This window comes from Arthrobacter sp. B0316-1-20 (assembly GCF_059091865.1).
This window is the reverse complement of sequence record NZ_JBNHHC010000055.1, coordinates 1-24,045: the sequence shown is the minus strand read 5'-3', so window position 1 is coordinate 24,045 and position 24,045 is coordinate 1. Positions and strand designations below refer to the sequence as shown.

Below are 24,045 nucleotides of genomic sequence, written 5' to 3'. Positions count from 1 at the left end.
ATCGCGGTCGGGGCCGGAGCACTGCTCGGGGTGGGAGCCGTTGGGGTTGCCATCCGAGGGGCCCTAGGCGCATCAGCGGGTGCAGTGACCGGTCTGGCCCCTGCACCTTGGCGCGTTCGGCCACCTGCGGCAGGCGAGGATTCCTCTGCCCCAGTCTGGTTAGGGGCGGACGACGGGGCACCCATCCGCTGACGGGCCGGAGCCTTGCCAACCTCCGTCGCAGCACCAGAGGCCGGGGCCGCGGAACCGGCTTCGGCCGTCGAGGCACCTGCGCCTATCCGAGTCCTGGTCGGCGGGAACTGCGAGGCGATTGGAGATTCCTGCGCCCCCTCCACCTGCACTGCGGAGTCCGGGAGCTGAGCACCTGCTTCGGTTCCAAGCCCTGCCTGCTGCTGCGGCTGGGGACGGTAACTGGCCATGCGGGCGCGGCGCGGAGCGCTCTTCTCGGTAGTGTTTTTCTCGCTGCTCATCTCGTGGCCTTTCACTTCTAGTACGGCCAGTCAGGCCAAGGCGGTGATGCGGTGCATCCACGCCGGTCGGTCGCTCAGTTCTGGCGGGCAGAGAGCTCGTCGATCAGCTTGGGGACGACGGTGAACACATCCCCGACGATGCCGAAGTCGGCCACGTCGAAGATCGGGGCGTCCTCGTCCTTGTTGATCGCCACGATGGTCTTGGCGGTCTGCATCCCGGCCCGGTGCTGGATGGCCCCGGAAATCCCCAGCGCCACGTACAGCTGCGGGGTGACAGAGACCCCGGTCTGGCCGACCTGGTAGGACTGCGGCACGTACCCGGCATCGACCGCGGCGCGGGAGGCCCCCACGGCCGCCCCGAGGGCGTCGGCCAGTTGCTCCACGAGTACGAAGTTCTCCTTCGAGCCCATCCCGCGCCCACCCGAGACCACGGCCTTGGCCCCGCGCAGCGCCGGCCGGCCGGTCTCGGTCGCCGCGTCGGTGACCGCCTCGATCCGCGCGCCCGGGGCGGCGGCGGTGGACACCGGCGCGGTAGTGACCTGGGGGGAGGCAACGGCCTCGGCGCGGGCCTCGATCGCCCCGAGGCGGACGGTGATGATCATCAGCCCGCCCTCCACGGTGGACTCGGTGGTGAAGTCCCCGCCGAACACCGCGTGGGTGACGATGACCTCCTGGCCCTCGGCGTCCCAGCGCACCCCGACCGCGTCGGCAGCGACCGAGCCGCCGGCGACGATCGCCAGGCGCCCGGCCACCGCCCGCGAGTCGTTGGTCGCCGGCACCAGCACCACGGAGGCCGAATAGGCCTGCATGGCGTCGGCCAGGGCACCGACCTGCGCGCTGCCCAGCTCGGTGCCGGCGGTCTCGGCCTCGGCCAGGTACACCTGGGCCGCGCCCAGCTCCCCGAGCCGGACCGCCAGGGATTCACCCCGGCCCGGGGCGGCCACCGCCACGGCCACCGGGGTGCCCAGGGCCGCGGCCGCGCCCAACAGCGAGGCCGCGGTGGACTTCGGGTCCCCGGCCCCGGTGGTCTCGATCAACACAAGGACGTTTCCAGCAGTCATGGATGCTCTTCCTTCAAGTCTTCAGCACGTGGGCAATCAGCAGGGGCCTCACTGCGTGGCAGGCGGTCCCGTGGGAAACCGGTCAGACGAGCCGGTTGGCAGCCAGGAACTCGGCCAGCTGGGCGGCGGCGGTGCCGTCGTCGGTGATCTTCGGCCCGGCCTCCTTGGCCGGGCGGGCGGTCGCGGAGACCATCACCGAGCGCACGGACGCCGCCTCCGGTCCGGCGGCGATCCCCAGCTCGGCTAGCGACCACGTCTGGAGCGGCTTCTTCTTGGCCTGCATGATGCCCTTGAAGTTCGGGAACCGGGCCTCGGCGGACTTCTCCGTCACCGACACCACCGCCGGCAACTGCGAGGACAACGACAGCGTGCCCCCGTCCACCTGGGCGACACCGGACACGGACCCGGCGGCGATGGCCACTGTGTCCAGCCCCGGCAGCACCGGCCACCCCAGCAGTTCGGCGACCATGGCCGGGACCATCCCGCCGCGCCCGTCCGTGGCCTCGTTGCCGGCCACCACCAGGTCCACCGCCCCGATCCTGCCGATCGCGGCGGCCAGCACCCTCGCGGTCTGGACCATGTCCGAGCCAGCCAGGGCCTCGTCGGTGACCAGCACCGCCGAGTCAGCGCCCATCGACAGCAGCTTGCGCAGCGTTTTGGTCGCATCCTCCGGACCCATGGTCACCACCACGATCTCGGTGTCCAGGTTCTGGTCCTTATACGCCAACGCGTTCTCCAGGGCCCGCTCGTTGATCTCATCCGGCACCGGCTCCGACACCGCCCGGTCCAACAAACCGGTCCCCAAATCGATCTTGCGGTCCGACCAGGTGTCCGGAACCTGCTTGGCCAAAACAACAATCTTCACGACATTTTCTCCTGGGATCTTAGAGTTCGAATAGTCCGGCCGCGCCCATGCCGCCTCCGACGCACATGGTGACTACGACGTATCGCGCTCCGCGACGGCGCCCTTCCAGCAGGGCATGGCCGATCATTCTGGCGCCTGACATTCCGTAAGGATGGCCAATCGAAATGGCTCCGCCGTTGACGTTGAACCGGTCGGGATCGATTCCCAAGGACTCGCGGCAGTAGACGGCCTGGGAGGCGAAGGCCTCGTTGAGCTCCCACAGGTCGATGTTCTCGATCGACAGACCGTGCTGTTTCAGCAGTTTTGGGACAGCGAATATCGGGCCGATACCCATCTCTTCCGGGCCGCATCCGGCCACCGCCATGCCCCGATAGGTGCCAAGGACCTCTAGGCCTCGACGTTCAGCGTGCGTCTTCTCCATCAGCACACACGCCGCGGCGCCATCGGAGAGTTGGGAGGCGTTACCGGCCGTGACGGTTGCCCGGTTACTTACCTGGCCATCTGCCAGAATCGTGCGCAAGGCCGACAGGGAGGGCAGGTCGGTCTGCGGCCTATTGCCCTCGTCTTGGTCGAGGCATACCTCTTGGACACTGGTCTCCCCCGAGGTTTTGTCAGTGAGCACTTTGGTCGTGATTAGGGGAGCGATTTCATCCTGGAAGAGGCCGGCCCGCTGGGCCTGGGCGGTACGCTGCTGAGACTGCAGCGCGTAAGCGTCCTGGGCCTCTCGCGTAATCCCGTAGCGCTCCGCGACAATCTCGGCAGTCTCGAGCATTGGCATATAAGTCTGGGGCAGGTGTTCGACCAGCCAGGGGTCTTGAGTTCGATAACGGTTGGCATGGTCGTTCTGGACCAGAGAAATCGATTCCACGCCACCTCCGATGGTCACGGTCATCCCGTCGGCGATGATTTGCTTGGCGGCAGTGGCCACTGCCATCAGGCCGGAGGCGCACTGACGGTCGATGCTCATGCCCGGGACCGTGACGGGCAGAGAGGCGCGCAAGGCCGCCTGCCGTGCGATGTTGAGGCCGGAGGCGCCTTCCTGCAGAGCGCAACCCAACACGATGTCCTCAGCTTCCCCGGCATCGATGCCGGCACGCTGGATCGCTGCGCTGATAGCGTGGGCGGCCAGTTGCTGAGGGGTGGTGTCATTAAGGGCCCCGCGATAGGCCTTCCCGATGGCCGTCCTAGCCGTGGAGACGATGACAGCTTCTCTGATCATGGGTCACTTCCTAACTAGGGATGTTAGACCCCGACTGTAACCGAGGATTCATATGCAATCAACACTACTGTTGACACGTCGAGGTGAGGCTCTATAGCATCCAGTGAAGGCGGCGGCAGACGATACTATCCCTGCCCTGCCTGAGGGAACAACGGTCTGCATTAGACCTCGCCTGCGATTCAACATGGTCTCTAGGTGGCATTCCCTTCCAACTGGACTGGCGCAATGGAGCGTTCCATGAAAGGCGATTATGGCTACATCAAACACATCCACATCATCACTTCATTCAACAGAACGAAATCAGGACGAACGGCCTGGCAGCCTGAAGCGAGTGATCCTGGCGGGCTCCATAGGAACGTTCGTCGAATACTTCGACCTTGCGGTGTATGGCTTCTTCGCGACAGTTGTCGCCTCGACGTTCTTTCCTGCCGATGACCCCACCGTTGGCCTCCTGTCGACCTTCGCCATCTTCGGCCTGGCCTTCTTTGCCCGCCCCATCGGAGGTGTGATCTGCGGATGGCTCGGGGACAAATGGGGCCGGCGACGGACTCTTGCATGGATTCTGATTACGATGTCGGTCGCCACCGTAACCATCGGTCTGCTTCCCACCTATTCCGCGATCGGAATAGCCGCACCGATATCCCTGCTCCTCCTGCGCTTTGTCCAGGGTCTATCCGCAGGCGGAGAGATCGCGGGCGCCGGGGCATTCGTCGCCGAGCACTCGGCGGACGGGAAGCGCGCTACCAACATGAGCTGGATTCAAGGCGGGACCGTAGCAGCTATGGTCGCCGGCATGGCCCTGGCCTACTTCCTGAACACGGCACTGAGCGATGAATCGATGGCGAGTTGGGGCTGGCGCATTCCTTTCCTGATCGCGGCACCGTTGGGGTTGATCGGTTACTACATCCGCACGAGAGTGTCTGAGACTCCGCAGTTCATCGCAGCGCAAGAGGAAAAGCAGCGCAGATTTCTCGAATCCTCTGCCTCAAGGGATCGCGCCCCTTCTGGCTCAGATTCCTCTCCCGCTGCGTACATTCGTCTAGTGCTTCTTGCCATCGGCGTGATGGCAATGAATTCCACTGCGTTCTACGTTCTGATCAGCTATCTTCCGACTTATTTGACCGGCCATGTTGAGCTTCCGCGCGAACTCGCGCTCATTGCAACTGGGATCTATGCAACCGCATTGTTCTGTCTGCTTCCCATTGCAGGCAGGGTATGCGATCGCATAGGGCGGAAGAAGACACTCCTGGCGTCGACGATCAGCTTCGGAGTTATTGCCTACCCGGCGTTCCTGCTGATCGCTCACGGGACATTCCTCTTCGCTGTTTTGGGTCAGCTGATCTTGGTATTCCCGGCTGCCCTTGGAGCAGCCATGCTGCTACCGGCGCAGATGGAGCTGTTCACGACGACAGTTCGATACCGTGGCACCGCAATCTCTACCGGCTTCGGAGCCGCTGTCTTTGGAGGAAGCACGCCCTTCCTTGCGGAGTTTCTAGCCACCACCACGGGAAGCAATATGGTTCCCGCCCTACTACTGGTAATTGCCGCCAGCGTTGGATTTGTAACCGCACTCTTCTTGAAAGAAACAGCACACTCAACGCTCCCCCAGTAAATTGCGGCAATCCACTTGCGGCTAGTACTACAGTCGCGTTTATTTTCTGCTTTGCCGTTTTCTGTAGTGGTGTCTTTGGGCGTTGTGTTGGCGTTTTCGGCGCCAGTGGGAGCGGGTCAGGACGTGGTCGGGGTGGGGAATGAAGGCCCAGGCGAGGCGGGTGACCAGGTGACGGATTTCGGGCAGGGAGAGGCCTATGAGGCCTTCCGGCCCGGTTCCGGCGCCCCCTTTTTGGCCTTCACAGCGGTCAGGAAGGCGTGGGCGAGCATGGCCAGGGTGATGTGCCGGTACCATCCGGTGTATTGGCGGACCTGGTAGTGATCGAGTCCGGCCTGGCCCTTGGCGGTCTGGAAGGTTTCCTCGACGGCCCAGCGGATCCCGGCGATCCGGGCCATGTCGGCCAGGGCGGTGCGTTTGGGCGTATGCAGAGGAAGTAGGCGATCTCGGAAGGGCTGGCCAGGGACCGGCGGGCCAGCAGCCAATGCTCGGCCTTCCCGTCTTCGGCGCCGTTGATCCGCACCCGGGCCCACGCATAGTCGCGGATTCCCTTGGACCCGTCACCGGCCGGGCGGGTCCGCCACACGGTCGGGGCCAGGTCCCGCAGGGCCGCATCGGCGCGCTTTTCGGTGCCCAGGAGCAAACCGTCCTTGACGGACATTTTCCTGCGGGCGTCGAAGTGCTCCCATTTCCGGTGCAGCCGCCGGTTGCCTTCCAGGGCCCGGATCCGGGTGGCCGCGTCAACGAGGTCGAGCTGCCGCAGGAGCCGTTCCCCGGGGCGGGGGTAGGGACGGCGGTGCTGCCAGGCCGCTTCGATCAGCAGTTTGCGGGCGTAGGTGGACCCGGCTTTGGTGATCGGACCCTGATGGCGGGACTGTCCGGAGGACTGCTCGCTGGGCACCAGCCCCAGGTAGGAGCCGATGGAGGAGCCGGTGAAGCGGGTCCAGTCCCCGATCTCAACCGCGGGCCCGAACCCGGCGGTGGTCTGGATGCCGCGCAGGCACATCAGCGCATTGATCACCGCCGCGTACCGGCACTGCGCCGCCGTTGCGGTCACCTGCCGGTCGATGCGCCGCAGGCGTGCGGCGAGCAGTTCCGCCTGCTCAACGTCGGCCTCATAGGCGAACTGCAGCACCGGGTCCTCGAAGCGCTGCCGGTGCAGCCACCCGGTATGTTCCTGGGTCCACCTGTTCTGGCTCGGGTAGCGGAGGACGTGGCGCAGCAGGATCGCATTGACATACTGGCGGGCATGGGCCAGGTCCCGGGCCGCGGCCGCGCGCAGCTAAGGACAGATCCCGCAGCGCCTCGGTTGCAGCATCCGGGATGCGCACCTCGGTGACGGCGCCGACCGCGAGCATCTGGGCCAGGACCCATGCGTCCCGCCGGTCTTCTCCGAACTAAGAGTTTCAAGGATCTTTGCCAGTGATCACGGGCTTTTCCGGTCGGTGGACGGGGTGTTGGTGCGGCCGGCGGATTGGGCAAAGGTTGGCATGCCGAGTTGGGTCGTGTTTCGGCGGGCGGTGATTTGGTCCATTTCGGCAAGTTTGGTCCGGGCCCCGGCGAGACTGACTTTGAGCCCTTCGGCTTCGCCGAGCCAGCGGTGGGACTCGGCTTCGGCGATGCGCTCGATGAGGTTGTCGCGGATCTGCACCAGGCGGGGCCTGGCTGTGGGATCGGGCCGCAGCAGCGGGCAGCGCAGACAGCTGTGCTCGTGGATGCAGGGCGAGTCGTAGGAGCGGCCGCAGTCACCGACGGAAACTTTGCGGTGTTCGAAGTGGCCGATGAACTCGGCCCATTCCTCGTCGGTGGGGGTGCGGTATTCCTGGCTGGGGCGCAGCGCGCGGCGGCGGGCGATGAATTCACGGTGGCCGTTGATGACTTCTTCGGGGTAGACGGCTTTGTATCCCATGGTGGTGTTGATGTCGCGGTGTCCGGCGACGAGCTGGGCTATGTGCGGCGGCATGCCGTGCATGATCGCGTCGGTGATGAAGATCCGGCGGAAGTCGTGGAAGGTGTAGCGCATAGCGGCTCCGCCGCCGTCCTTGACGCCGAGTTCTTCCAGCGCGTGGTCAAGATATTGGCGCAGCGTCCGTTCGGAAACTGCCCGGTTGTCCAGGCGCCGCCGCCATTGGAACAACAGCGGGCTGGGCGGGTTGTAGACGCGTTCGTTTTTGTCGTAGGACACCACCGGCGGGACGTGGGGTTGCCCGGCGCGGATCCGGGAGACGATCCGGGACAGCACGTCGGCGAGCTCGGGCGAGATGACCAGCAATCGCTCGGCGTCGGTCTTGGACGGGGCGATCTGCAGCAAGGGGACGAGCTGGCCCGTGTCGGGCAGCCGGTATTGGATCAGGCTGTGGTGTGAGATTTCACTGAGCTCTTCGATGCGGATACCGGTGTGGCGCAGCACCTCGACCATGGCCCAGGTCCAGAAGCCGCGGTGCTCTTCGAAGGTCAGATCACGGCGTGGTCCACCGGCGGGATCCTCGGCCCAGACCCGGCCGGTGGTTTCGGTTTTCATGGCGGTGCGGCGCAGCGTTTGGCCCGCAACGGTAAACAACTCGCCGGCAGCGGTGCGGTCGGCTGCCGCGAGCAGATCACCGGTGCATGAGCGTTCGGCCTGCACCCACGAGATCAGTGCCGGCAGCACCGGCAGCCGTTCGCGGGTGCGTTGGTCCGTGCGTGATTTGCGGGCCAGCCGCTCTTTCTTGTGGGAGACATCCGTGGCGCTGACCGGGCAGCGCACCGCCCACGGAGCCCACCGTGCCGGGTCGTCATCGGCCCATTCGGCCAGGTCCAGGTAGAAGGCGCGCACCGCGGAAAGAACGCTGCGCCCATCCAGCCGTGCCGAGGTCCTTTGGATCTGCTCACCGTTGGCAGCGGTGCTGGTGCGGGTCCGGGTCATGACCCGTTTTTTCCATGACGCGGCGACCTCGGGCGACAGCTTCAGTGAATCGATCCCTGGCTGGTGGGCTTCCAGGTCGGCCCAGAACAATTTGCCCAACAGGTAGGCCGTGCGTTGCAGCGTCGAGAAGTCCATTGCCATCTGGCGTTCACGTAAATAATCGACGAGCACGTCCCGGACCGGCCGGCATTTGATCTTGTAGCGGTCGATCAGCTGCTCGCACGTCGGTTGCCCGTTGCCGGAGAACATCTCAATCGCAGCCGGCGCGTCCTCGCCCAGGGCACCATGCCGGCGCAGCAATTGGTAGTGCCGGTGAACCAGTGCCTGTCCGCGACCGGCCGGCGGCCTCGCCGCTGAACAAGTCCCGCCAGTCAGAGGCCGCTTCCGCGCCGCTGGCCTGCCACCGTTGCTGCCAGTTTCCGCCCGGGAATTCCGCCAGCCAGCCCAGCACCGCCAGCACTCCGGTCCGGCGGATCCGCTGGCTGTTCGGATTCTCCAGGCTGAACGGTGCAGCGAGCACGCGGGCCAGCACCGCAGAACGATCATCACAGGTCGAAGGCCACGATGAATCGACTCCGCGGGCGGGGAACGCGGCCATCAGCTGCGCCCCGGTTTGCGCCACCTCGCGGGCCGCCGCCGGATCACCGGCCACCGGCGGGACGAGTAATTGTTCACTGAGCGTCATGGCTGGTTCCCGCCGAAGAGGATCTGCAGGCTTTCGGGACGGTACCCGGGTGGCGGGTGCAGGTACCGGGTCGCGCAGCCGCTGGCGGGCGTGAAAGGCAAGCACTCCGGCGATCACGTCCTCGGTCACCGGGTTCAAATAGCGCTGCGTGGTCGATAAGTACGCGTGTCCGAGGACCCACTGCACGTCGGTCAACGGCATCTGCGGATCCCGGGCCATCCGGTATGCGGCCGTGTGACGAAGGTCGTGCAGCGACCAGTCCGTGCCCAGCGATGCATTTGCCCGATCGAACATCGCCCGTGCCGCGTCATAGCTCAAGGCCCGGAACGGGCGGCGCAGCGTCCACCACAACGGTTCATCCCTGCCCTGCGGAACCAGGGCCGAGACCTGTGCCTGATAGAGACGCAACCAGATAAACGCGTCCGGCGCGGCAGGCAACGGCTGCAACGCGCCGGTGCCCTTGCGCAGCACGGTGATCAGCTGCTGCCCTGGATCGACGTCGGCCACCGTGGCCCCCAACAGCTCCGAAGCCCGGGCACCGGTCGAGACCCAGAACGCGACCAGCGCCCGGTCCCGATGCGATCCCAGCCGGGCGAACAACTGATCGAATTGTTCATCGGGAATCGCCCGTGGTGCCCGGGTCACGACCTTGGGCCGATAGCGGCCGCGGCGCTGCCCGGCAAACGGTTCCATCGGGTTGTGATTGCGACTGCGCCCGGGCGCCTCCACGGGCCCGGGACAGGGGAAACGGGTTGAGCATCGGCCCGGTGCCCGCTTCCAGATGAAAGTCGTAGAAGCCGCGCAGCACGCTCTCACAATGCGCAACGGTGACCGCGGCATACCGGTCACCGTCCGGGGCCCTACCCGGCCCCGGAGTCACCTTTTCCGTCCCGGTGGCCTTGTCGGAGCCCGGTCCGCCGCCGCCGGGGTATCGCCAGTGCGGCCGCACCGGCTTGGCACTCACCTGCAGCCAACGGCAGAAATCACGCGCCTCGGCCTGAGTCGCCTGATCCCACGCCATCCCAAGGGCAGACAGGAACCGGAACCAGCGCAACAAGTCCATGCCATACGAACGCAATGTCGTTGCCGGTCGCCCGCATGCCACCAACTCGGAGAAGAATGCCGCCGCCGGCCCTATCGTCTCACCGGAAGAGTCAACCAGCCGATACGGTTCGAAGGGATCGCCGGTGGCCTTCAGCCCACCCGACAGCGGCACCACCAGCCCGGACAATACCCGCGGAACGTTCTCTTCGATGCCCATCAGAACAGAACCTAGCCGATGCCCATCGCCTCCGCAGACGATTCGCCCCCTCGGCCCCGGTTAGTTCGGTTAACACGTCGGTCTTCACCCGGTCCCCGGGAGCATGCAGCAGCTTCGAGGACGCGGCAACCACACAGTTGACGCCGGCATCCTGCAGGAACCGGGCCAAGACGTACCCGCCCGGACCGGACTCATACACGGCCTTGACCGGCGGATCGAAGCGGCGCGTCCAGGCCAGCACCGCCCGGGTCTGCGGCCATGGTCTGCCGCACGATTTCCCCGGTTCCCGGGGTGAACGCGCAGCCGACAATGTTCACCGCGTGAACATCCAGGCCGATGAAAGTATGCTCGATCATAGCCGGGACCTCCCAAGCCTCACGTGTGGCACTACCATTGCAGCCCCGACAGGCCGGCCAAGCCAACCGGCCAGATCAATGGCAACCCACGGAACCCGTGACACAAAGGCCCCGGCCCTGATACTTCATACCCGCTTCCTGCCCGTCCGGACAGATGGACATCACCGCCGGGATTCAGGACCCGCGGCGCCGCATTCCAACCACACCGGACGCTGCCTGTCAAGCAGGCGCCGCGGGACCGCCCGGCGATAATGGCCATCCCGGCGGGCAGAATGCCCGAACCGGGGATCTCACCTCATATTGTCTAAGCGACCGGGCCCGGGACGCGGCCTGATCCCACGAGGAATACCTGGCCCCCGTCCTAAGGCACGAGGTCGCCGAACGCGAGGCCTCCAGAGTGGCCCTACGGATCCGGGCCGCCCGCTTCCCGGGAGCCAATACGATCGAAGATTTCAACTTCGACCACCAATCGGCCGCCGACGCGAACCTCGTGGCGCACCTAGGCACCGGGGGTCTTCCTCGAGGAAGCCAAGAACGTCGTGCTGCTCGGGCCTATCGGCACAGGCAAGGCTCACCTCGGCCGTGGGGATCGGGATCAAGGCTGCCCGCGCAGGGCACCGGGTCCTGTTTGACACCGCCCCCGGATGGGTCGCCCGCCTGGCCGAGGCCCACGGACGCGGCCGCCTGCCCCAGAAACTACTGGCCAAACTCGGCCGCTACGAGCTGCTGATCGTCGACGAGGTCGTATACATCCCGTTCGACCGGGACTCGGCGAACCTATTCTTCCAACGCGTCTCGCCCAGATACGAATACGCATCGCTGGTCCTGACCCACAACCTGGCCTTCAGCCGGTGGGACGAAGTCTTCGGTGACCCCACCGTCGCCTCCGCCAACCAGCGCCAGACCTCCGGCACAATAGAACAGCACACAAGTAGCCCCATTTTCAGTTGGCAGAAATAGCCCTAATTTTCGGTTGGCGTTAACACATCGGATTCCGCTAGGAAATCAGGGCCACCGATGATTTCTCGGAGCCAGAACTAGCGCACTGCTGCGTCCATCGGTATCCGCTCCGCAGACTGCAGGGCCAAATACGAGACCAGACCTAAGCTAAGCCTGCGGGTCTCGAGTGAATCCCCTCGGCTCGGTAAGGCAATAGGGACCTGCGTACCCAGGATGACGCCCATGGCACGTCCTGTCTCGCCGATGAGAGCCTTACTGGTCATGTTCGCGGCATTGATCTCCGGTGCGACCAGAAGGTCGGCCCGTCCGGCTACGGCCCCGGTCAATGACTTATCCCGTGCAGCCGCGGGCAGCATCGCCGCATCGATCGACAACGGACCGTCAATCTCGAGCCGACCGAGCTGCCCGCGACGCCCCATAACTGCCAAGAGAGCAGCGTCAGTGGCACTCGGCAGTTCAGGCTTCACCAGTTCAACCGCGCTAAGGACGGCAACCTTCGGAATGTCGATGCCCAGAAGGCGCAGTGCATCGATCGAGTTCCGGATAATGTCGGCTTTCGTCGCTAGGTCAGGATGGATGTTGACGCCGGCGTCGGTGATCGCGATCATGCGACCACGGTAGGCGGGCGCTTCAATCACATAGAGGTGACTGGCGACCCGCCCGGTACCCAGTCGATCGCGCCCGAGCATCCCCTGCAGGAGCGTGGCAGTCGCGAGGGAACCCTTGACGACGAAGTCTGCGCAGCCCTCCTTGACCAGCCCCACGGCGGTGGCCACCGCATGCGCTGAATTCCTTGAGGCGATAACCTCAATATCTAGGCTCGCGGCGTGAAGCGCGTTCAATTCGCTCCGAATGCGGGATTCATCTCCAACAAGGTAGGCCGAGCTTCCGAACTCGCGGACTTCGTCAACGATGGCCTCGACCGCCTCGCGGGCATACGGCTCAACGACCACGGCACGCCCTGGCGGGCCACTCCGAATAAGCTCTTCTACTGACTCGAACGTGCGCACCTGTTCACCCCTGTTTGCGATTGATGAAGTTCGTGACTCCTCCATGAAAGGCCGGGGAAGCGAAGAGCAGCGCGCGAAGCGACGAGCCCGTTTCGAGGCCACCGCGATAATCGGAGGTCATCGCTGAGCGGATCGCCATCTTGCCCCACCGCAACACATCAGCCGGAACAGCGTTGGCCGACTCAAGGAACCCGGTGATGAAGTCTTCGAACTCGACGGAAGGCACCACGTTCTGCACCAGGCCAATGGCTTGAGCCTCTGCAGCGCCGATGGGGTTCCCCATGACCGAAAGGGCCAGAGTGGCACGTGGTCCGATGGCCCGGACTAATGCTGGCGCGATCAGCATCGGAAAGGCGCCCAGCTTGATCTCCGGACACCCAAATTTCGCCGAATCGGCCGCGAAGGCGAAGTCGCAGGCGGCGGTCAGGCCACAGCCGCCACCGAGGGCGAGACCCTCGACGGCGGCGATCGTAATTGCCTCCACAGCTTCGAGTGCCGCCAGCATGTCCCGGAACTCCGTGGTGCCGTGGAATTGCTCGGAGGCGACGTCGGTCAAGGAGTCGTGGAACTGCGCAATGTCACCACCGGCACTGAAGGCGCCGCCGGCTCCTCTCAGCACCACCAGGCCCGCCGACCGCACGCCTTCGGACTGCAGTTCGGCCGTAAGCGCTCGGATCGCTTCATCGCTGAGCGGGTTTTTACGCTTCGGCTGGTTCAGAGTCAGAACGACCGTGTGGCCATTTTTTTCCGCAAGGACGAGCGGCGCGGCCTGCTCACTCATGGATCACCCGCGTGACTCGAACATCCGGCAAGACGAGGTCTCGCGGGACCAGGACGCTCCACTCGTGCAACACCTGGCTCACGACGGAACCGCCGCGCAGGCCGCCGACGAACGGGTAGGTGTTGATCGCCAGTGGAGGCAGGAGCTTGGTGAACGCTGTGGCGGCCTCGCGCGAATCGGTGCGGATTGATACCCGCATGATGACCTCATTCTGGTCTGCCGAGGGGACCGTGGCCATGCCGCCGTGCAGGGAGTTCACGCCAACGAACTCCACATGGCTTTCGCGCACCGGAATCTGCTCAATTTTGGCCTGCTTGAGCAGGATGTCAGCAGCTCGCTCCGCCTTCGACAGGGCGTAGGGGAACGCGAACGGCAGCGACACGGTCGCGAGGTAACCATCAGCGAGCCCTGCCGTCATCTTGAGTGTATCCGGGGCGGGCCGCCCCTTGACTCCGGTGACCTCAACGCGATCCTGGCCGACCTCGATGAGGTCTACTTCGGAGAAGTCAGCCGTCACATCCGGAGTCAGGTAGGTCGTGGGGTCGTGGATCTCGTAGTACAGCTGCTCTTGCAGGGTCGCTCTGCTAACCCGGCCACCGGTCGTCGGTGGCTTAGTGACAACGATCTTGTGGGCGTCGACCTCGGCCATGGGATAGCCGATGTCCTCGAGGCGCGGAACGTTCCACCAGTCACCGCTGAAGTTCCCACCGGATGCCTGGCCGCCGCATTCGAGGAGGTGGCCCACCAGGATGCCCCGGGCCACTTGGTTCGGATCGCAGGAATCGATGATCCCACGTGAAATCAGCGGCGCCAGGTAGAGGGACGTGTCCGTGACGCGGCCCGTGACCACGAAGTCGGCCGGTTCCTGCAGGGCCAGGTTGACGGATTCGGCGCCGAGATAAACGTTGGCGAACATCGGTTTGGCGGGCAGGTCCTCGTACCGTTGGCCACTGTCGCGGTCCGACAGCTCCACACCGGCCGCATGCCACTCATTCAGCTTATCGAGGACGTCGTCACCCGTCAGTGCATTGACAACCACGTCTCCATGCCCTTCGGCCGCACAGCGGTCAACGACGGCCCGCGCAGCAGCCAGAGGGTTGAGGCCTCCGCCATTGCTCAGCAGGGTCGCACCAGACTTTCGTGCCAGGGGCAACAGGGAACTGAACAGCAGCGGCATGTCGCGGGCGAAGCCAGACTCGGGGTTTCGGCTCCTGTCTTTGGACAGGATCGCCAGTGTCAGCTCGGCAAGCGCATCGAAGGCCATGAAGTCGACCTCGGTCGACTCCAAAGTTCGATGCGCGGGCCTGGACGCATCTCCATAGAAGGCCTGCCCTGCTGCAAGTCGCACCTGGGAACTCATCGTTGCTCCTGTTCATCGTGGTTTGCGGTCGGGCCGTCAAACAAGGGGCTCGCCGTCGCGAGGTCGGCCGGCACGTCACGGGCAACCCAACGCAGCAGCGCTGAGGCCATCGACTTGCCGAGATTGTCACTGCGCAGGCTGCTGGAACCACCGCCACCGAGCGCCTTGTGACAAACGAACTTCAAGGCGAACAGCTTTGGCAGCTGGTATCGCTGCACCCCTCCATGAACGAGCGGTGAAAGAAATTCCTGCACCACGGACTCGGTCAGCTGTGGGCCCACTAGGTCGTATAGTTCGCGGCTCGTGAAAAACACCGTGATGTCCGACGTGTCACCCTTGTCGCCGGAGCGCCCTTGAGCGATGCGGTACAGCGGCACATCCACGGTCGCGGAATCCTTAGTAACGGTCATGCCACGAACCTAGGCCCACACCGCTTCGCTTGTCAACACTTTAGTTGATAAATTCGACACAGGACCCTTCGGCAGCGTGCGCGGCAGGTATGAAAACGCCTAGCACTGTGGCCCAGGGAAGGTTTCGAATGCAGCCGATTGCCCCGCGCCCATGAAGGCCATCGAGGCCGCCAGCGCACAACAGGGGCAGGGTGAGGAATAGAAGCAACGCACGGCTGCAGCCTTGAATGGCGGGCGGGACGGGACCATGCCGCAACCAGACTTGACCGGGCCCATGAGTACGCCTCCGGAGGATGCTGAGCGAAGGTGGCCCATAAAAGCAGAGAGTACAAGGCCGAGCGCGCGGCCGCGGGAACGATTTTCAACACTATCGTTGACGGAGTGTCTGCAAGAATGGCAGTCTATGAGACAAATCCTAAACTCCTCTTGAAAGCGCGGCGAATCGATGAGCAAGAACCCCCAGTTTCTCAACCAGCGTTCCCCCAAACGAGCGTTCGAGGTGGCGACGTTGGCCCAGGATGCTCCGGCGTATAAACGCGAGTTTGCAGGCCTCGAGATCACCGCTGACACGTGGGCATCGGTCCCCTTGCTTAGCAAGGAGATCCTGATTGAAGCAGTCGAACCGGGCCGCCCTTACGGGGACCGGTTAGCCGTCGAGAAGGAAGAGATCGCTTGGTGCTTCGTCGCCCCCGGACCGATGTTCGTTCCTCTCACCAGTCAGGACATTGACGCCATCGCCGAGCGATATGCCGATACGATGCGGACCGGTGGATTCACCTCTTCCGATGTCGTCGACCAGACGACGCTCTACAACTGGGTCATCGCCGGCTCGATCCTTGGCAAGGGCCTGGAGAAGATCGGTGCTACCGTCGTACCGGGCGGTTCGGGCGACACGCAGCGCCACATCGAGATCATCGAGCAACTCGGCGTCACCGCGATCCTCGCGTTCCCGACCTTCCTCGTTCATCTCCTCGACACGGCCCGGGATCAAGGTCGCCAGTTGCCCCTCAAGCGGGCCATCGTCATGGGCGAGCTTCATGATCCTCGTGAGAAGGAGCGAATCCTGCACGAATACGGCGTCACAGTGCGCGAGTTCTACGGGACCGGTGACGTCGGGCCAGTGGCCGTCGAATGTGGCGTCGAACCGGGCATGCATATTCGCGACGATGTCTACGTCGAGTTGATCGACCCCCACACCGGACAACCCACCTCTGAGGCGTCTCCAGACCGGCCGGCCGAGCTAGTCGTCACGGACCCCGAACGGCGGGCTCTGCCGATCGTCCGACTCCGCACCGGGGATCTGATCGACACGCTGAACCCCGACGCGTGCGGTTGCGGACGAACATCTCCGCGGATCGGTCGCATCGTTGGCCGGGTCGGCGACATCACCAAGGTTAAGGGCATGTTCGTCGTCCCCGGCTCGGTCAAGACAGTGTTCGCCCGCCACAATTTCAGCGCGCGGTACCAGTTGATCGTCACCCGCACGACTGGCCGTGACGACCTCACGCTACAGGTCGAGGGCACCGAACCTAGCAAGTGGAACACGATCCTCGATGACGTAAGCCAGGCCCTTCGAGTCCGGTGTGGCTTCGAGTTTGTCCCGGCGATCGAGGGCGACCGTCTCCTGGTAGATCGGCGCGAGGTTGGATGACGTGCTCGAAAACATGACGGCCAGCCCCGCAGACATCGACCGATTCCTCGGTCTCGCGCCAGACTCGGGCCGGAACATCCGCATCGATCCGTGGTATCCCGACCTCACCTTTGAGGGCGGTGGTGGCGAGTATGCCCAGTTACTCGATGAGCTGCGCAAGGTCCAGGAGATCACGGCGACGTCCAGGGCCGATGCCGCTACCCTTGCGGGCGCGGCCCGCAAGCTGAGGGAAGTAGCCGAAGCCCTGGAACCGGCCCGTGTTCCCCTTGGCCAGGGGTACAGCGGCCAACGCCATGACCTCCCTGGGCGTGGCCATCCATCCCTGGTGCCCTCGCACATCACCGTGTGGACCACATATGCAATCCGTGCGAACGTCACCTTCACCGCTGCCCACGTCGGAGGACGCGGTGCCGTTCACGGCGGGATCATCCCGCTGCTTTTCGACGAGATCCTCGGACGGCTCTCAAACACGAACCGGGAGTCCCCCGCCAGGACGGCCTATCTCCGCACCGATTACCGCAGCGTGACACTGCCCGGCGTCGACTACGTCGTCGACGCGACCGTCGACCGGGAGGAGGGCCGCAAGCGGTTCCTGTCTGCTCGGCTGGTCGGCCCGGACGGCACGGTCACCGCGGAAGCCGAGGGGCTCTTCGTTGTCCTCCGCGATGGTTCCCCCTGAGAACGTGTTGGGAAAGCGGATCAGGCGGCCCTGGCGGATTGCCAGGACCCTCTGCCCGGGGCGGGTGCCAGGCGCTGGGCGATTAGCCCGATCATGGCCCACCTGACCATGGCCTCTGCGTGTTCGGGGAGCCGTTCATAGTCCTAGGACAGGCACCGGCAGCGCCGGGGCAGGACCTCGAAGGTGTGTTGGCCGGCGGTTTTGGCCACGATCTGCGGGGCGGTCCCGAGCAGGTCACGGGCGGTCCCCACCAGCCTGCCGGCGTAGCCGCCGTCGGCGAAGACACACGCGATGGAGGGCGCCTTCGCCCGGGCATTGTCCAAGACTAGGCGCCCGCCGTCGCGGTCCTGCTTAGCTGGCCGCGGTGACCAGCACTGCGACCAGCAGGCCGATCGTGTCGGTGACGAGGTGGCGCTTGCGCCCGTCGGTCTTTTTCCCGGTGTCGTACCCGCGCGAGTCCGCCCCGACGGTGTCGGCGCCCTTGACGGATTGGGAGTCCACGATCCTGAGCCGTGGCCTCCGGGTCCCGCCCGGCAGCGGCCCGAGCGGCAGAACGCAGCGCGTCGTGGATCACCTCGGTGGTGCCGTCCGCGTTCCGGCGCTGGAAGCACCGGTACACGGTGTCCCAGGGCGGGAAGTCGTGCGGTAGCATCCGCCACGCACACCCGCTCCGGTCCACGTGCAGGATCGCCTCCACGATCCGCCCGCGCGGATGAACCGGCGGGCGGCCGCCGGTCTGGACCGGCACCAAGGGCGCGACCAGCTCGCACTGTTCGCCGGTCAGGTCCGAGGGATACGGGTGCGGGGAAGAACCTGCCATACAGCCACGCTCACCCCATCGACCCCAGCAGCCAAACGGCCGCTTTCCCAACACGTGCTGAGACTGTGCTAGCGGGCTGCTGCGGCGAAGTGGGGTCTCGGGGCGCCGGCGACGTCACGCATCGTCAGGCGTACCCGATCACCGACGGAGGGCGTGTTCTCCGGATCTTGTGCGACGGCCACGATCCGAACTCCGGGCGCTTGGGACAGCTCGACGAGGGCCAGCACGTAGGGCGCCGATAGACCGTCGATTCCGACGGTTGCCCGATGCACGCGGCACCATGAGTGGACGCGCCCGTCGGGGTCCATGTCAGCCCATTCCCACATCTCACCCCGACACTGCGGGCACCGGAACAACGGATACCACTGCACCGCAGCACACGAGGAGCAACGGGTAACGCGGATCCGTCCGGCCGCCAGACCGTTACGCCATCCCGCGTAGATGTCCTCGTTATCAAGCATCGTTCCTCCGGAGGTAGAGCCCTGTGTACTGACGACCGGGTCCGGCGCCGACGAACGCGGTCGAGGCATCCGGCACCTGGCGGCCCCGGGCGTCATGGCGCAGTTGCGCCACTGCCTCTGCCAGATGGGAGGCTCCCAGCGTATATCCATGCGCCAAGAGGCCACCATGTGTATTGGTTGGCCGGTTCCCCGTCACGTCGAGCCCTCCACCAGACACGAGTTCAGCGGCCTTGCCGAAGTCCACGATTCCCAGTGCTTCAAGTTGAACCACTGTCGCGACGGTGAAGCAGTCGTACAGTTCGAGGACGTCCACGTCCGCCAATGGGGCACCAACCGCACGTTCGACCGCGTCAGCGACCGCCGTCGCCGCGGGGAACTTCGGCAAGTCCGGGCTTTGGGTGTAAAAGGCCTCGTCCGGGATCGACTGGACCCGGTGAGCCCATTCCTGAAGGCTCACCGTACGCTTTTCAGGTGCAACGGCGCCCGCACGAGACACGACGAACGCGACCGCACCGTCGCTCAGCAAGGAGATATCCGAACGGCGCAGCGGCTCCGCGAAATAGTCCTCGGCCAGGAATTCCCCCAGCTCGATCTCCCGCCGCAACTGGGCGTAGGGATGGGCCATGGCGTTGCGGCGTGCCGAGCAAGCCACCTCGCCGAGCATCGTCGCCAGTTCGGTGCGATCCAACCCGTAATCGTCGGCGTATTTCGTCGCCATGGTCGCAAAGTAGAGCTGTGGGCCGCCGAAGCCGACGGGGTATTCCACCTCCCGTTTGGCGTCCATCGCGCCGTGGATTCCGGTGGGGCCTGAACCGAAGGATCCCCAGTCCACGCCGAAGTAGGTCAGGACATGGTTGGCCAGACCTGACCGGACGACCTCATGTGCTTGAGCGACGGCCAAGAGGATACCGGCGCCGACCGGACTGCTGAGCCCCTGATATCGCACGTTCGTCATCCCCATCGTCGGCAACAGGGTGTCCGCAGCCAAGGCCGCGGGAGTGAGTTTGGATTCGGTCACGACCCCATCGACCTGTGCCGCGTCAATCCCCGCGTCGGCCAGCGCCGCGTCGATCGCCTCCAGGAGCAAACTGTGGACCCGCCGCCCGGATGACCTAACGGGGTGCACCTCCCCCACGCCGGAGATGACAACGTCAGACGTCACTCAGATCACCACCATGGGCGCCACGGGGCTGGCCGTCGCACCCACGATGTTCAGAGGAGCGATCATCAGCATTCCGGCAACCGCAGGGCCGCCCCGGAAATGCTCGAGATTGAGCAGTTCGGCGAAGTAGACGCCGTGATCGCGCAACAGGCCAACGTGCAAAGGGACAGCACAGGTCGGGTCGGTAGCCGGGGACATCTCAACTCCGATGTTGTCGGCGCCAATGATGGAAAAGCCGCACTCCAGGACCCATTCGATGGCGTCAACGTCTAAGCCACCCCAACCGCGCTGGTCCTGAACACCTTCGGTCCAGGCGTCAACCCAGCCGGTTCTCACGAAGAGCGCATCGCCGCGTTCGGGTGTAAGGCCGGCGTCGGAAAGCTGCTGCCGCACGAAGTGCAAGTCAACCGGCTCAGATACGTCGAGCCATTTCCGGTCTCGCGGCACCGCGTCCACGATTAAGACCCTGGTGAGCACCGGGCCGGCTTCCTCGATACCCAACCGTTTCGCACCTCGGCTCGTGACGAGCTCCATCGGAAGATCCCCGTACATCTTGCCGTCCTGCCAGACATGGCACAGCGCGTCCAGATGTGTTGTTCCGTGCGTCGGAATCAGCAGGACATCATCACTGAAGGAGAACCCATGCGCACTCATGGTGTCCGGCGCGATCGCAGCATCGCCCCCGTCCCGTACCATAAAGTGCTGCGGCGCCTGGCGACGAGGGCCGACCGGACCCATGCCGTGGCGGATAGGCAGGCCAAGGCTTAGCGTTTCGAATCGCTTGACAGTAGCCATCGCGCGCTGGATGGCCGCTTCGTCGATATACGCCAGAGCCCCACGCCCGGAGGTTTCCGCCAGTCTTGTCGGCATGTGAACAGCTCCTCGTTTAGCCTGTTGTGTCGCGGGCCTGGTGGCACGCCTCTGACCACATGGTGGCTCTCGAACATGTAATCTGTCAACAGTCATGTTGACAGATTACGCGTCCAGTACATCCTCACTCCGATAACGTGATGCACTACAAGGTGCCGGGGCAGAAAAGGAGACCATGTTGGCCAGTGACATCAGCAGGCGACGCAAGACCGCAGCGGAGGATCAGAGCTCGGTCTACCAGGACCGCAAGGCCGCGCTATTCAAGGCGGCGGCTGAGACTTTTCGAGAGCAAGGACTCGACGGGTCCTCACTCAACGAAATCGCCAAACGCGCAGGCTTGGATCGGGCCAGCCTCTACTACTACGTGGCATCCAAGGAGGAGTTGTACCGCCAAGTCGTAGAGGAGGTGGTGCGCAAGAATGTCGACGAGGTTCTTGCCGTTCGCGACAGCGAGGGTACCGGCGCCGAGAAGCTTGCCAAAGCCGTGACCTTGCTCATGCGCAGTTACGCGGAGAACTACCCCCACCTATACATCTTCGTCGCCGAGGACTTCGGTCGCCGCGGCCCCACGGCGCGTCAAGGCCGCAGCTCTAAAGCGGTTTCGCACGAATGGCGGCAGGAGCTTTCGGCGCTCGGTGATCTTTACTACGAAGCCGTGCGCAACATCGTCACCCAGGGACTCGAGGATGGAACGCTCAGCTCCGGCCTGACCGCCGGCGTGATCGCCCACGGCGTGATCGGCATGACCAGCTGGAGCCACCGCTGGTTCCGCCCGGACGGACCGACCCCGGCGAATGACGTGGCCAAGGGTTTCGTCGGCATCCTTCTGCACGGCTTATCGCCAACGGGGAAAGCGGAAGTTCACTAAGCATTCAATCAACGTGAGTGTTGACGAGCCAACCCTGCATGTCTACGATCGGAGCGTGACACAAGTCACGGCGACCCGCCCGCTTCTGCGCGCCAGAGACATCATCGCCGCCCATCTAGTCGTTCGAAGCAAGGAGCCCCATGTTTGACACCAAGTCGGACACCGAAACGTTTAGCCACGAGATTGCGTTTGACCTTTCCCACCCTGACGGAGTCTTCATCGGGGGGCACTGGGTCCCAGGCGCCGGAACGACGATTGATGTCGTCGACCCTGCCACTGAGCAGACACTGACCACAGTGTCAGCCCCTACCATCGAGCACGCCGATCAGGCTGTGGCCGCGGCACGCCGCGCCTTCGACGAAGGACCGTGGCCACGAATGTCGGCCACCGAACGAATCGCTGTCGTGGAGCGATTCTGCCAAGCAATCGAAAGCCGCCTGGAGCGCATCGTCCCGGCCGTCGTCCTAGAGTCCGGCATGACCATCGGTTATTCGCAGGCGCTCGGTGGTGGCGCGGCTCCTGCGGCGTGGAACGCGTCCCTCGAGGCAGCGCGCAACCTCGCGTGGGAATCCACGGACGGGGGCGTGACCCTGCGTCGAGAGCCTGTTGGCACCGTTCTCGCCGTTCTCACCTACAACGGGCCGGTGTCTCTCGTCGGCATGAAGGTCGTCCCGGCCTTGCTCGCTGGGTGCCCGGTGATTGTTAAACACGCCCCTGAGTCCCAGCTCAGTGCCCACCTCATTGCCGATGCTGCCGCAGAGGCGGGCTTCCCGGAGGGTGTCATCAGCTTCTTGCCCACGACCACGGAGGTGACACAGCATCTCGTCTCCCATCCCGGAATCGACATGGTGACGGTCACCGGCAGTCAGGCAATCGCGAAGGATGTCATCCGGCGCACGTCGGACCGGTTCGCTCGAACCGTACTGGAACTTGGGGGAAAGTCTCCCGCGATCATCACTGAAGACGCCGACCTCGACATGGTGATGTCGACGTTGGGCGATGGGGCCACTGCCGGCACGGGTCAGGTCTGCGTGTTGCTCTCGCGCATCCTGGCTCCACGCTCCCGCTACCGCGAAGTCCAGGACGCGTTCATGGATTTCCTGTCGAGTCGGCGCCTAGGCGATCCTCTCTCTCCCGAGACGCATCTAGGCCCGTTGTCCGTCGAGCGTGCGCGCACGCGCACCGAGGACTACGTCCAAGTGGCACTCCGAGATGGCGCGACATTGGCCTACGGCGGCAAGCGTCCCGCTCACCTGAAGCACGGATATTACTTCGAGCCGACCCTCTTCACCGACGTGGACAATCGGATGCGTATTGCCCAGGAAGAGGTCTTCGGTCCGATCACTACTTTGATCCCCTACGACGACATTGATGACGCGGTCCGCATCGCCAACGACACGATCTTTGGGTTGTCGGCGGCCGTTTACGCCAGCGATGCCGCGGAGGCGGCGGACATCGGTCGTCGGATCCGCTCTGGGACGGTTGCCATCAACCAGGCCGGCATGTCGCTGAATCACGCCTTTGGCGGTGTGAAGCAGTCCGGCTGGGGTCGCGAATGCGGGCTCGAAGGCATCCTGGAGTTCACGGATATCAAGCAGATGCTGCTGCCAAGCGGCGGGAGCTTCCTCAACGCTTGACGCCACCGGCGCGGATCCCTTCGAGGAAGGTGAGAGGCTCCGGGTTCGAGCTGGGCTGTCTAGCCCTCAGTTCGAACCCGGAGCCTCTCACCTTCCGCGCCAACAATTGGATGGTCAGGTCGGGAATGGTGGGCCTGGCGTCCCGCCTGTCAGGCATTAATTCACCGCGGTTCATCGTCGGCTACGCCTGCGATGCGGTCTTTCATCGCCAGGGCGGCCTCGGCGCCACCGTTGCAGTGCGAACTGCTCACCAGCCGGCCCGTCCGAGTTCGGCGGGGCACATCGACGTGGAAGAGCCCGCCCGGATCTCCTACCGTGAGGTGGTGCACCCCTGGCCACCGCGAGCACGTCCATGGGCGCGGGAGCGGCTTTGCCCTTCGTCCACGCCACGGTCGACAGCCGCTTCGGGTGGGGCTGCTTGAAGATCCGCCCTTACGAGCCAGCGGCGCCGGTGCCGGATTGACCCCGCGGGTGAACGATCCCTGCCTCACCCAGCAGGGACTCCCCACGAAGCCCGCCCCACCTACACTTTCGACCCCGGAGACCGGACGCTTTACACCAGGTCTCATCCACCGAGGCATCGTCCAGAAGTCGCTTCGGCCGCATCGACCTTGCACCGACAGGACCGTGTTATCCGACCACATCCCGGTCAGACAAGGATTGCACCCTGCCTAAACCTAAATTGGAGACCGGACTCTAAGCCACGACAGTCTCGGGCCGAACTGCCACACCACGACAGAGCGCGCCGGAACCTCGCAGGCACGCCCAGAGACCGCAACAGCGACGGGCGAGGTCGGCGTGGACTGACCCGGCATTGCGTCGCCGTCGAGGTGATCCGGCAGCTAGGGGCATTCGACGTGTACGTGGGGCGGGATGGAGAGGGCGGCGACACGTCCATGCGCGGTTACGTAAAATCTGTCAACACTAGTGTTGACGGCATGCTCA

General features: G+C 64.6%; 23 protein-coding genes and 2 pseudogenes. 7 read left to right on the top strand and 18 right to left on the bottom strand.

The genetic code is table 11. The features are described from left to right. Nucleotides 1-544: 544 nt before the first annotated feature. From AC5RW2_RS36435 to AC5RW2_RS36425, 3 genes are all read right to left on the bottom strand, one after another. Nucleotides 545-1,531, bottom strand: coding sequence for an electron transfer flavoprotein subunit alpha/FixB family protein (locus AC5RW2_RS36435; RefSeq protein ID WP_494031221.1), 987 nt, complete (start codon nucleotides 1,529-1,531; stop codon nucleotides 545-547). An 82-nt stretch (nucleotides 1,532-1,613) separates the two neighbouring features. Then, the gene (locus tag AC5RW2_RS36430; RefSeq protein ID WP_494031220.1) at nucleotides 1,614-2,396 is read right to left on the bottom strand and encodes an electron transfer flavoprotein subunit beta/FixA family protein; all 783 of its coding nucleotides are present in this window, start codon (nucleotides 2,394-2,396) and stop codon (nucleotides 1,614-1,616) included. Nucleotides 2,397-2,415: 19 nt separating this feature from the next. Next, on the bottom strand, nucleotides 2,416-3,615 hold the full coding sequence (locus AC5RW2_RS36425) for an acetyl-CoA C-acyltransferase (protein WP_494031219.1): 1,200 nt from the start codon (nucleotides 3,613-3,615) through the stop codon (nucleotides 2,416-2,418). A 250-nt stretch (nucleotides 3,616-3,865) separates the two neighbouring features. Between AC5RW2_RS36425 and AC5RW2_RS36420 the strand changes: the two genes are divergently transcribed. After that, a complete protein-coding gene (locus tag AC5RW2_RS36420; protein ID WP_494031218.1) occupies nucleotides 3,866-5,227 on the top strand; it encodes an MFS transporter in 1,362 nt (453 codons plus the stop codon). Between the two features lie 247 nt (nucleotides 5,228-5,474). Here the strand turns inward: AC5RW2_RS36420 and AC5RW2_RS36415 are convergent, their stop codons facing one another. The 5 genes from AC5RW2_RS36415 to AC5RW2_RS36395 form a co-directional block, all read right to left on the bottom strand. Beyond that, the gene (locus tag AC5RW2_RS36415) at nucleotides 5,475-6,359 is read right to left on the bottom strand and encodes a transposase (RefSeq protein WP_494075100.1); all 885 of its coding nucleotides are present in this window, start codon (nucleotides 6,357-6,359) and stop codon (nucleotides 5,475-5,477) included. 291 nt (nucleotides 6,360-6,650) lie between these two features. Continuing rightward, complete coding sequence (locus tag AC5RW2_RS36410; protein WP_493986480.1) at nucleotides 6,651-8,429, bottom strand: tyrosine-type recombinase/integrase; 1,779 nt, start codon at nucleotides 8,427-8,429, stop codon at nucleotides 6,651-6,653. Continuing rightward, nucleotides 8,380-9,507, bottom strand: a complete 1,128-nt coding sequence (locus AC5RW2_RS36405) for a tyrosine-type recombinase/integrase (RefSeq protein WP_494037334.1) — start codon at nucleotides 9,505-9,507, stop codon at nucleotides 8,380-8,382. The genes AC5RW2_RS36410 and AC5RW2_RS36405 overlap by 50 nt, the downstream gene beginning before the upstream one ends. Further along, nucleotides 9,428-10,075 carry a site-specific integrase gene (locus tag AC5RW2_RS36400; RefSeq protein WP_493986478.1) on the bottom strand — a complete coding sequence of 216 codons (648 nt, stop codon included), beginning with the start codon at nucleotides 10,073-10,075 and terminating at the stop codon, nucleotides 9,428-9,430. The genes AC5RW2_RS36405 and AC5RW2_RS36400 overlap by 80 nt, the downstream gene beginning before the upstream one ends. Before the next feature lie 191 nt (nucleotides 10,076-10,266). Continuing rightward, nucleotides 10,267-10,431, bottom strand: a complete 165-nt coding sequence (locus AC5RW2_RS36395) for a hypothetical protein (RefSeq protein WP_494031216.1) — start codon at nucleotides 10,429-10,431, stop codon at nucleotides 10,267-10,269. Nucleotides 10,432-10,780: 349 nt separating this feature from the next. Here AC5RW2_RS36395 and AC5RW2_RS36390 point away from each other — a divergent pair. Further along, nucleotides 10,781-10,876: pseudogene (locus AC5RW2_RS36390) on the top strand (hypothetical protein); the annotation flags it as partial. Nucleotides 10,877-11,013: 137 nt separating this feature from the next. Next, the gene (locus AC5RW2_RS36385; RefSeq protein ID WP_494031215.1) at nucleotides 11,014-11,391 is read left to right on the top strand and encodes an ATP-binding protein; all 378 of its coding nucleotides are present in this window, start codon (nucleotides 11,014-11,016) and stop codon (nucleotides 11,389-11,391) included. Between the two features lie 77 nt (nucleotides 11,392-11,468). On the opposite strand, the gene AC5RW2_RS36380 is transcribed toward AC5RW2_RS36385, so the two are convergent. The 4 genes from AC5RW2_RS36380 to AC5RW2_RS36365 form a co-directional block, all read right to left on the bottom strand. Beyond that, nucleotides 11,469-12,344, bottom strand: a complete 876-nt coding sequence (locus tag AC5RW2_RS36380) for a phosphate acyltransferase (protein WP_494075099.1) — start codon at nucleotides 12,342-12,344, stop codon at nucleotides 11,469-11,471. A 61-nt stretch (nucleotides 12,345-12,405) separates the two neighbouring features. Then, nucleotides 12,406-13,182 carry an enoyl-CoA hydratase/isomerase family protein gene (locus AC5RW2_RS36375; RefSeq protein WP_494031214.1) on the bottom strand — a complete coding sequence of 259 codons (777 nt, stop codon included), beginning with the start codon at nucleotides 13,180-13,182 and terminating at the stop codon, nucleotides 12,406-12,408. Beyond that, entirely contained in the window at nucleotides 13,175-14,542 is a 1,368-nt protein-coding gene (locus tag AC5RW2_RS36370) for an acyclic terpene utilization AtuA family protein (protein ID WP_494031213.1), read from the bottom strand. Before AC5RW2_RS36370 ends, AC5RW2_RS36375 begins: the two co-directional genes overlap by 8 nt. Further along, nucleotides 14,539-14,952: an AtuA-related protein gene (locus AC5RW2_RS36365; protein ID WP_494031212.1), complete on the bottom strand. Its 414-nt coding sequence runs from the start codon at nucleotides 14,950-14,952 to the stop codon at nucleotides 14,539-14,541. Before AC5RW2_RS36365 ends, AC5RW2_RS36370 begins: the two co-directional genes overlap by 4 nt. Nucleotides 14,953-15,397: 445 nt before the next feature. On the opposite strand from AC5RW2_RS36365, the gene AC5RW2_RS36360 reads away from it, so the two are divergent. Next, complete coding sequence (locus AC5RW2_RS36360) at nucleotides 15,398-16,603, top strand: phenylacetate--CoA ligase family protein (RefSeq protein ID WP_494031211.1); 1,206 nt, start codon at nucleotides 15,398-15,400, stop codon at nucleotides 16,601-16,603. A 1-nt stretch (nucleotide 16,604) separates the two neighbouring features. Beyond that, on the top strand, nucleotides 16,605-17,282 hold the full coding sequence (locus AC5RW2_RS36355) for a PaaI family thioesterase (RefSeq protein WP_494031210.1): 678 nt from the start codon (nucleotides 16,605-16,607) through the stop codon (nucleotides 17,280-17,282). Between the two features lie 143 nt (nucleotides 17,283-17,425). Here AC5RW2_RS36355 and AC5RW2_RS36350 read toward each other — a convergent pair whose 3' ends face one another. From AC5RW2_RS36350 to AC5RW2_RS36325, 6 genes and pseudogenes are all read right to left on the bottom strand, one after another. Then, complete coding sequence (locus AC5RW2_RS36350) at nucleotides 17,426-17,605, bottom strand: hypothetical protein (RefSeq protein WP_494031209.1); 180 nt, start codon at nucleotides 17,603-17,605, stop codon at nucleotides 17,426-17,428. Nucleotides 17,606-17,633: 28 nt separating this feature from the next. Then, the gene (locus AC5RW2_RS36345; RefSeq protein WP_494031254.1) at nucleotides 17,634-17,819 is read right to left on the bottom strand and encodes a transposase; all 186 of its coding nucleotides are present in this window, start codon (nucleotides 17,817-17,819) and stop codon (nucleotides 17,634-17,636) included. 40 nt (nucleotides 17,820-17,859) lie between these two features. Continuing rightward, a pseudogene (locus AC5RW2_RS36340) lies at nucleotides 17,860-18,102 on the bottom strand (transposase); the annotation flags it as partial. A 68-nt stretch (nucleotides 18,103-18,170) separates the two neighbouring features. Beyond that, nucleotides 18,171-18,563, bottom strand: a complete 393-nt coding sequence (locus tag AC5RW2_RS36335; protein ID WP_494037012.1) for a Zn-ribbon domain-containing OB-fold protein — start codon at nucleotides 18,561-18,563, stop codon at nucleotides 18,171-18,173. Beyond that, nucleotides 18,556-19,725 carry a thiolase family protein gene (locus AC5RW2_RS36330; RefSeq protein WP_494031208.1) on the bottom strand — a complete coding sequence of 390 codons (1,170 nt, stop codon included), beginning with the start codon at nucleotides 19,723-19,725 and terminating at the stop codon, nucleotides 18,556-18,558. Before AC5RW2_RS36330 ends, AC5RW2_RS36335 begins: the two co-directional genes overlap by 8 nt. Next, on the bottom strand, nucleotides 19,726-20,595 hold the full coding sequence (locus tag AC5RW2_RS36325) for a cyclase family protein (protein ID WP_494031207.1): 870 nt from the start codon (nucleotides 20,593-20,595) through the stop codon (nucleotides 19,726-19,728). It abuts the gene before it with no gap. 178 nt (nucleotides 20,596-20,773) lie between these two features. Here AC5RW2_RS36325 and AC5RW2_RS36320 point away from each other — a divergent pair, with 178 nt between their 5' ends. Both AC5RW2_RS36320 and AC5RW2_RS36315 read left to right on the top strand, forming a co-directional pair. Further along, nucleotides 20,774-21,463 (top strand): TetR-type transcription factor C-terminal domain-containing protein, encoded by a 690-nt coding sequence (locus tag AC5RW2_RS36320; RefSeq protein WP_494075098.1) that lies wholly within the window; start codon nucleotides 20,774-20,776, stop codon nucleotides 21,461-21,463. Between the two features lie 140 nt (nucleotides 21,464-21,603). Next, nucleotides 21,604-23,100 carry an aldehyde dehydrogenase family protein gene (locus AC5RW2_RS36315; protein ID WP_494031205.1) on the top strand — a complete coding sequence of 499 codons (1,497 nt, stop codon included), beginning with the start codon at nucleotides 21,604-21,606 and terminating at the stop codon, nucleotides 23,098-23,100. The last annotated feature ends 945 nt before the right edge of the window (nucleotides 23,101-24,045 follow it).

Excerpts from the sequence above, each read along its gene's own strand:
- AC5RW2_RS36435 (WP_494031221.1), bottom strand. The coding sequence starts at position 1,531 with ATGACTGCTGGAAACGTCCTTGTGTTGATCGAGACCACCGGGGCCGGG.
- AC5RW2_RS36425 (WP_494031219.1), bottom strand. The coding sequence starts at position 3,615 with ATGATCAGAGAAGCTGTCATCGTCTCCACGGCTAGGACGGCCATCGGG.
- AC5RW2_RS36420 (WP_494031218.1), top strand. The coding sequence starts at position 3,866 with ATGGCTACATCAAACACATCCACATCATCACTTCATTCAACAGAACGA.
- AC5RW2_RS36405 (WP_494037334.1), bottom strand. The coding sequence starts at position 9,507 with ATGGAACCGTTTGCCGGGCAGCGCCGCGGCCGCTATCGGCCCAAGGTC.
- AC5RW2_RS36400 (WP_493986478.1), bottom strand. The coding sequence starts at position 10,075 with ATGGGCATCGAAGAGAACGTTCCGCGGGTATTGTCCGGGCTGGTGGTG.
- AC5RW2_RS36395 (WP_494031216.1), bottom strand. The coding sequence starts at position 10,431 with ATGATCGAGCATACTTTCATCGGCCTGGATGTTCACGCGGTGAACATT.
- AC5RW2_RS36375 (WP_494031214.1), bottom strand. The coding sequence starts at position 13,182 with ATGAGTGAGCAGGCCGCGCCGCTCGTCCTTGCGGAAAAAAATGGCCAC.
- AC5RW2_RS36370 (WP_494031213.1), bottom strand. The coding sequence starts at position 14,542 with ATGAGTTCCCAGGTGCGACTTGCAGCAGGGCAGGCCTTCTATGGAGAT.
- AC5RW2_RS36365 (WP_494031212.1), bottom strand. The coding sequence starts at position 14,952 with ATGACCGTTACTAAGGATTCCGCGACCGTGGATGTGCCGCTGTACCGC.
- AC5RW2_RS36360 (WP_494031211.1), top strand. The coding sequence starts at position 15,398 with ATGAGCAAGAACCCCCAGTTTCTCAACCAGCGTTCCCCCAAACGAGCG.
- AC5RW2_RS36335 (WP_494037012.1), bottom strand. The coding sequence starts at position 18,563 with ATGCTTGATAACGAGGACATCTACGCGGGATGGCGTAACGGTCTGGCG.
- AC5RW2_RS36325 (WP_494031207.1), bottom strand. The coding sequence starts at position 20,595 with ATGCCGACAAGACTGGCGGAAACCTCCGGGCGTGGGGCTCTGGCGTAT.
- AC5RW2_RS36315 (WP_494031205.1), top strand. The coding sequence starts at position 21,604 with ATGTTTGACACCAAGTCGGACACCGAAACGTTTAGCCACGAGATTGCG.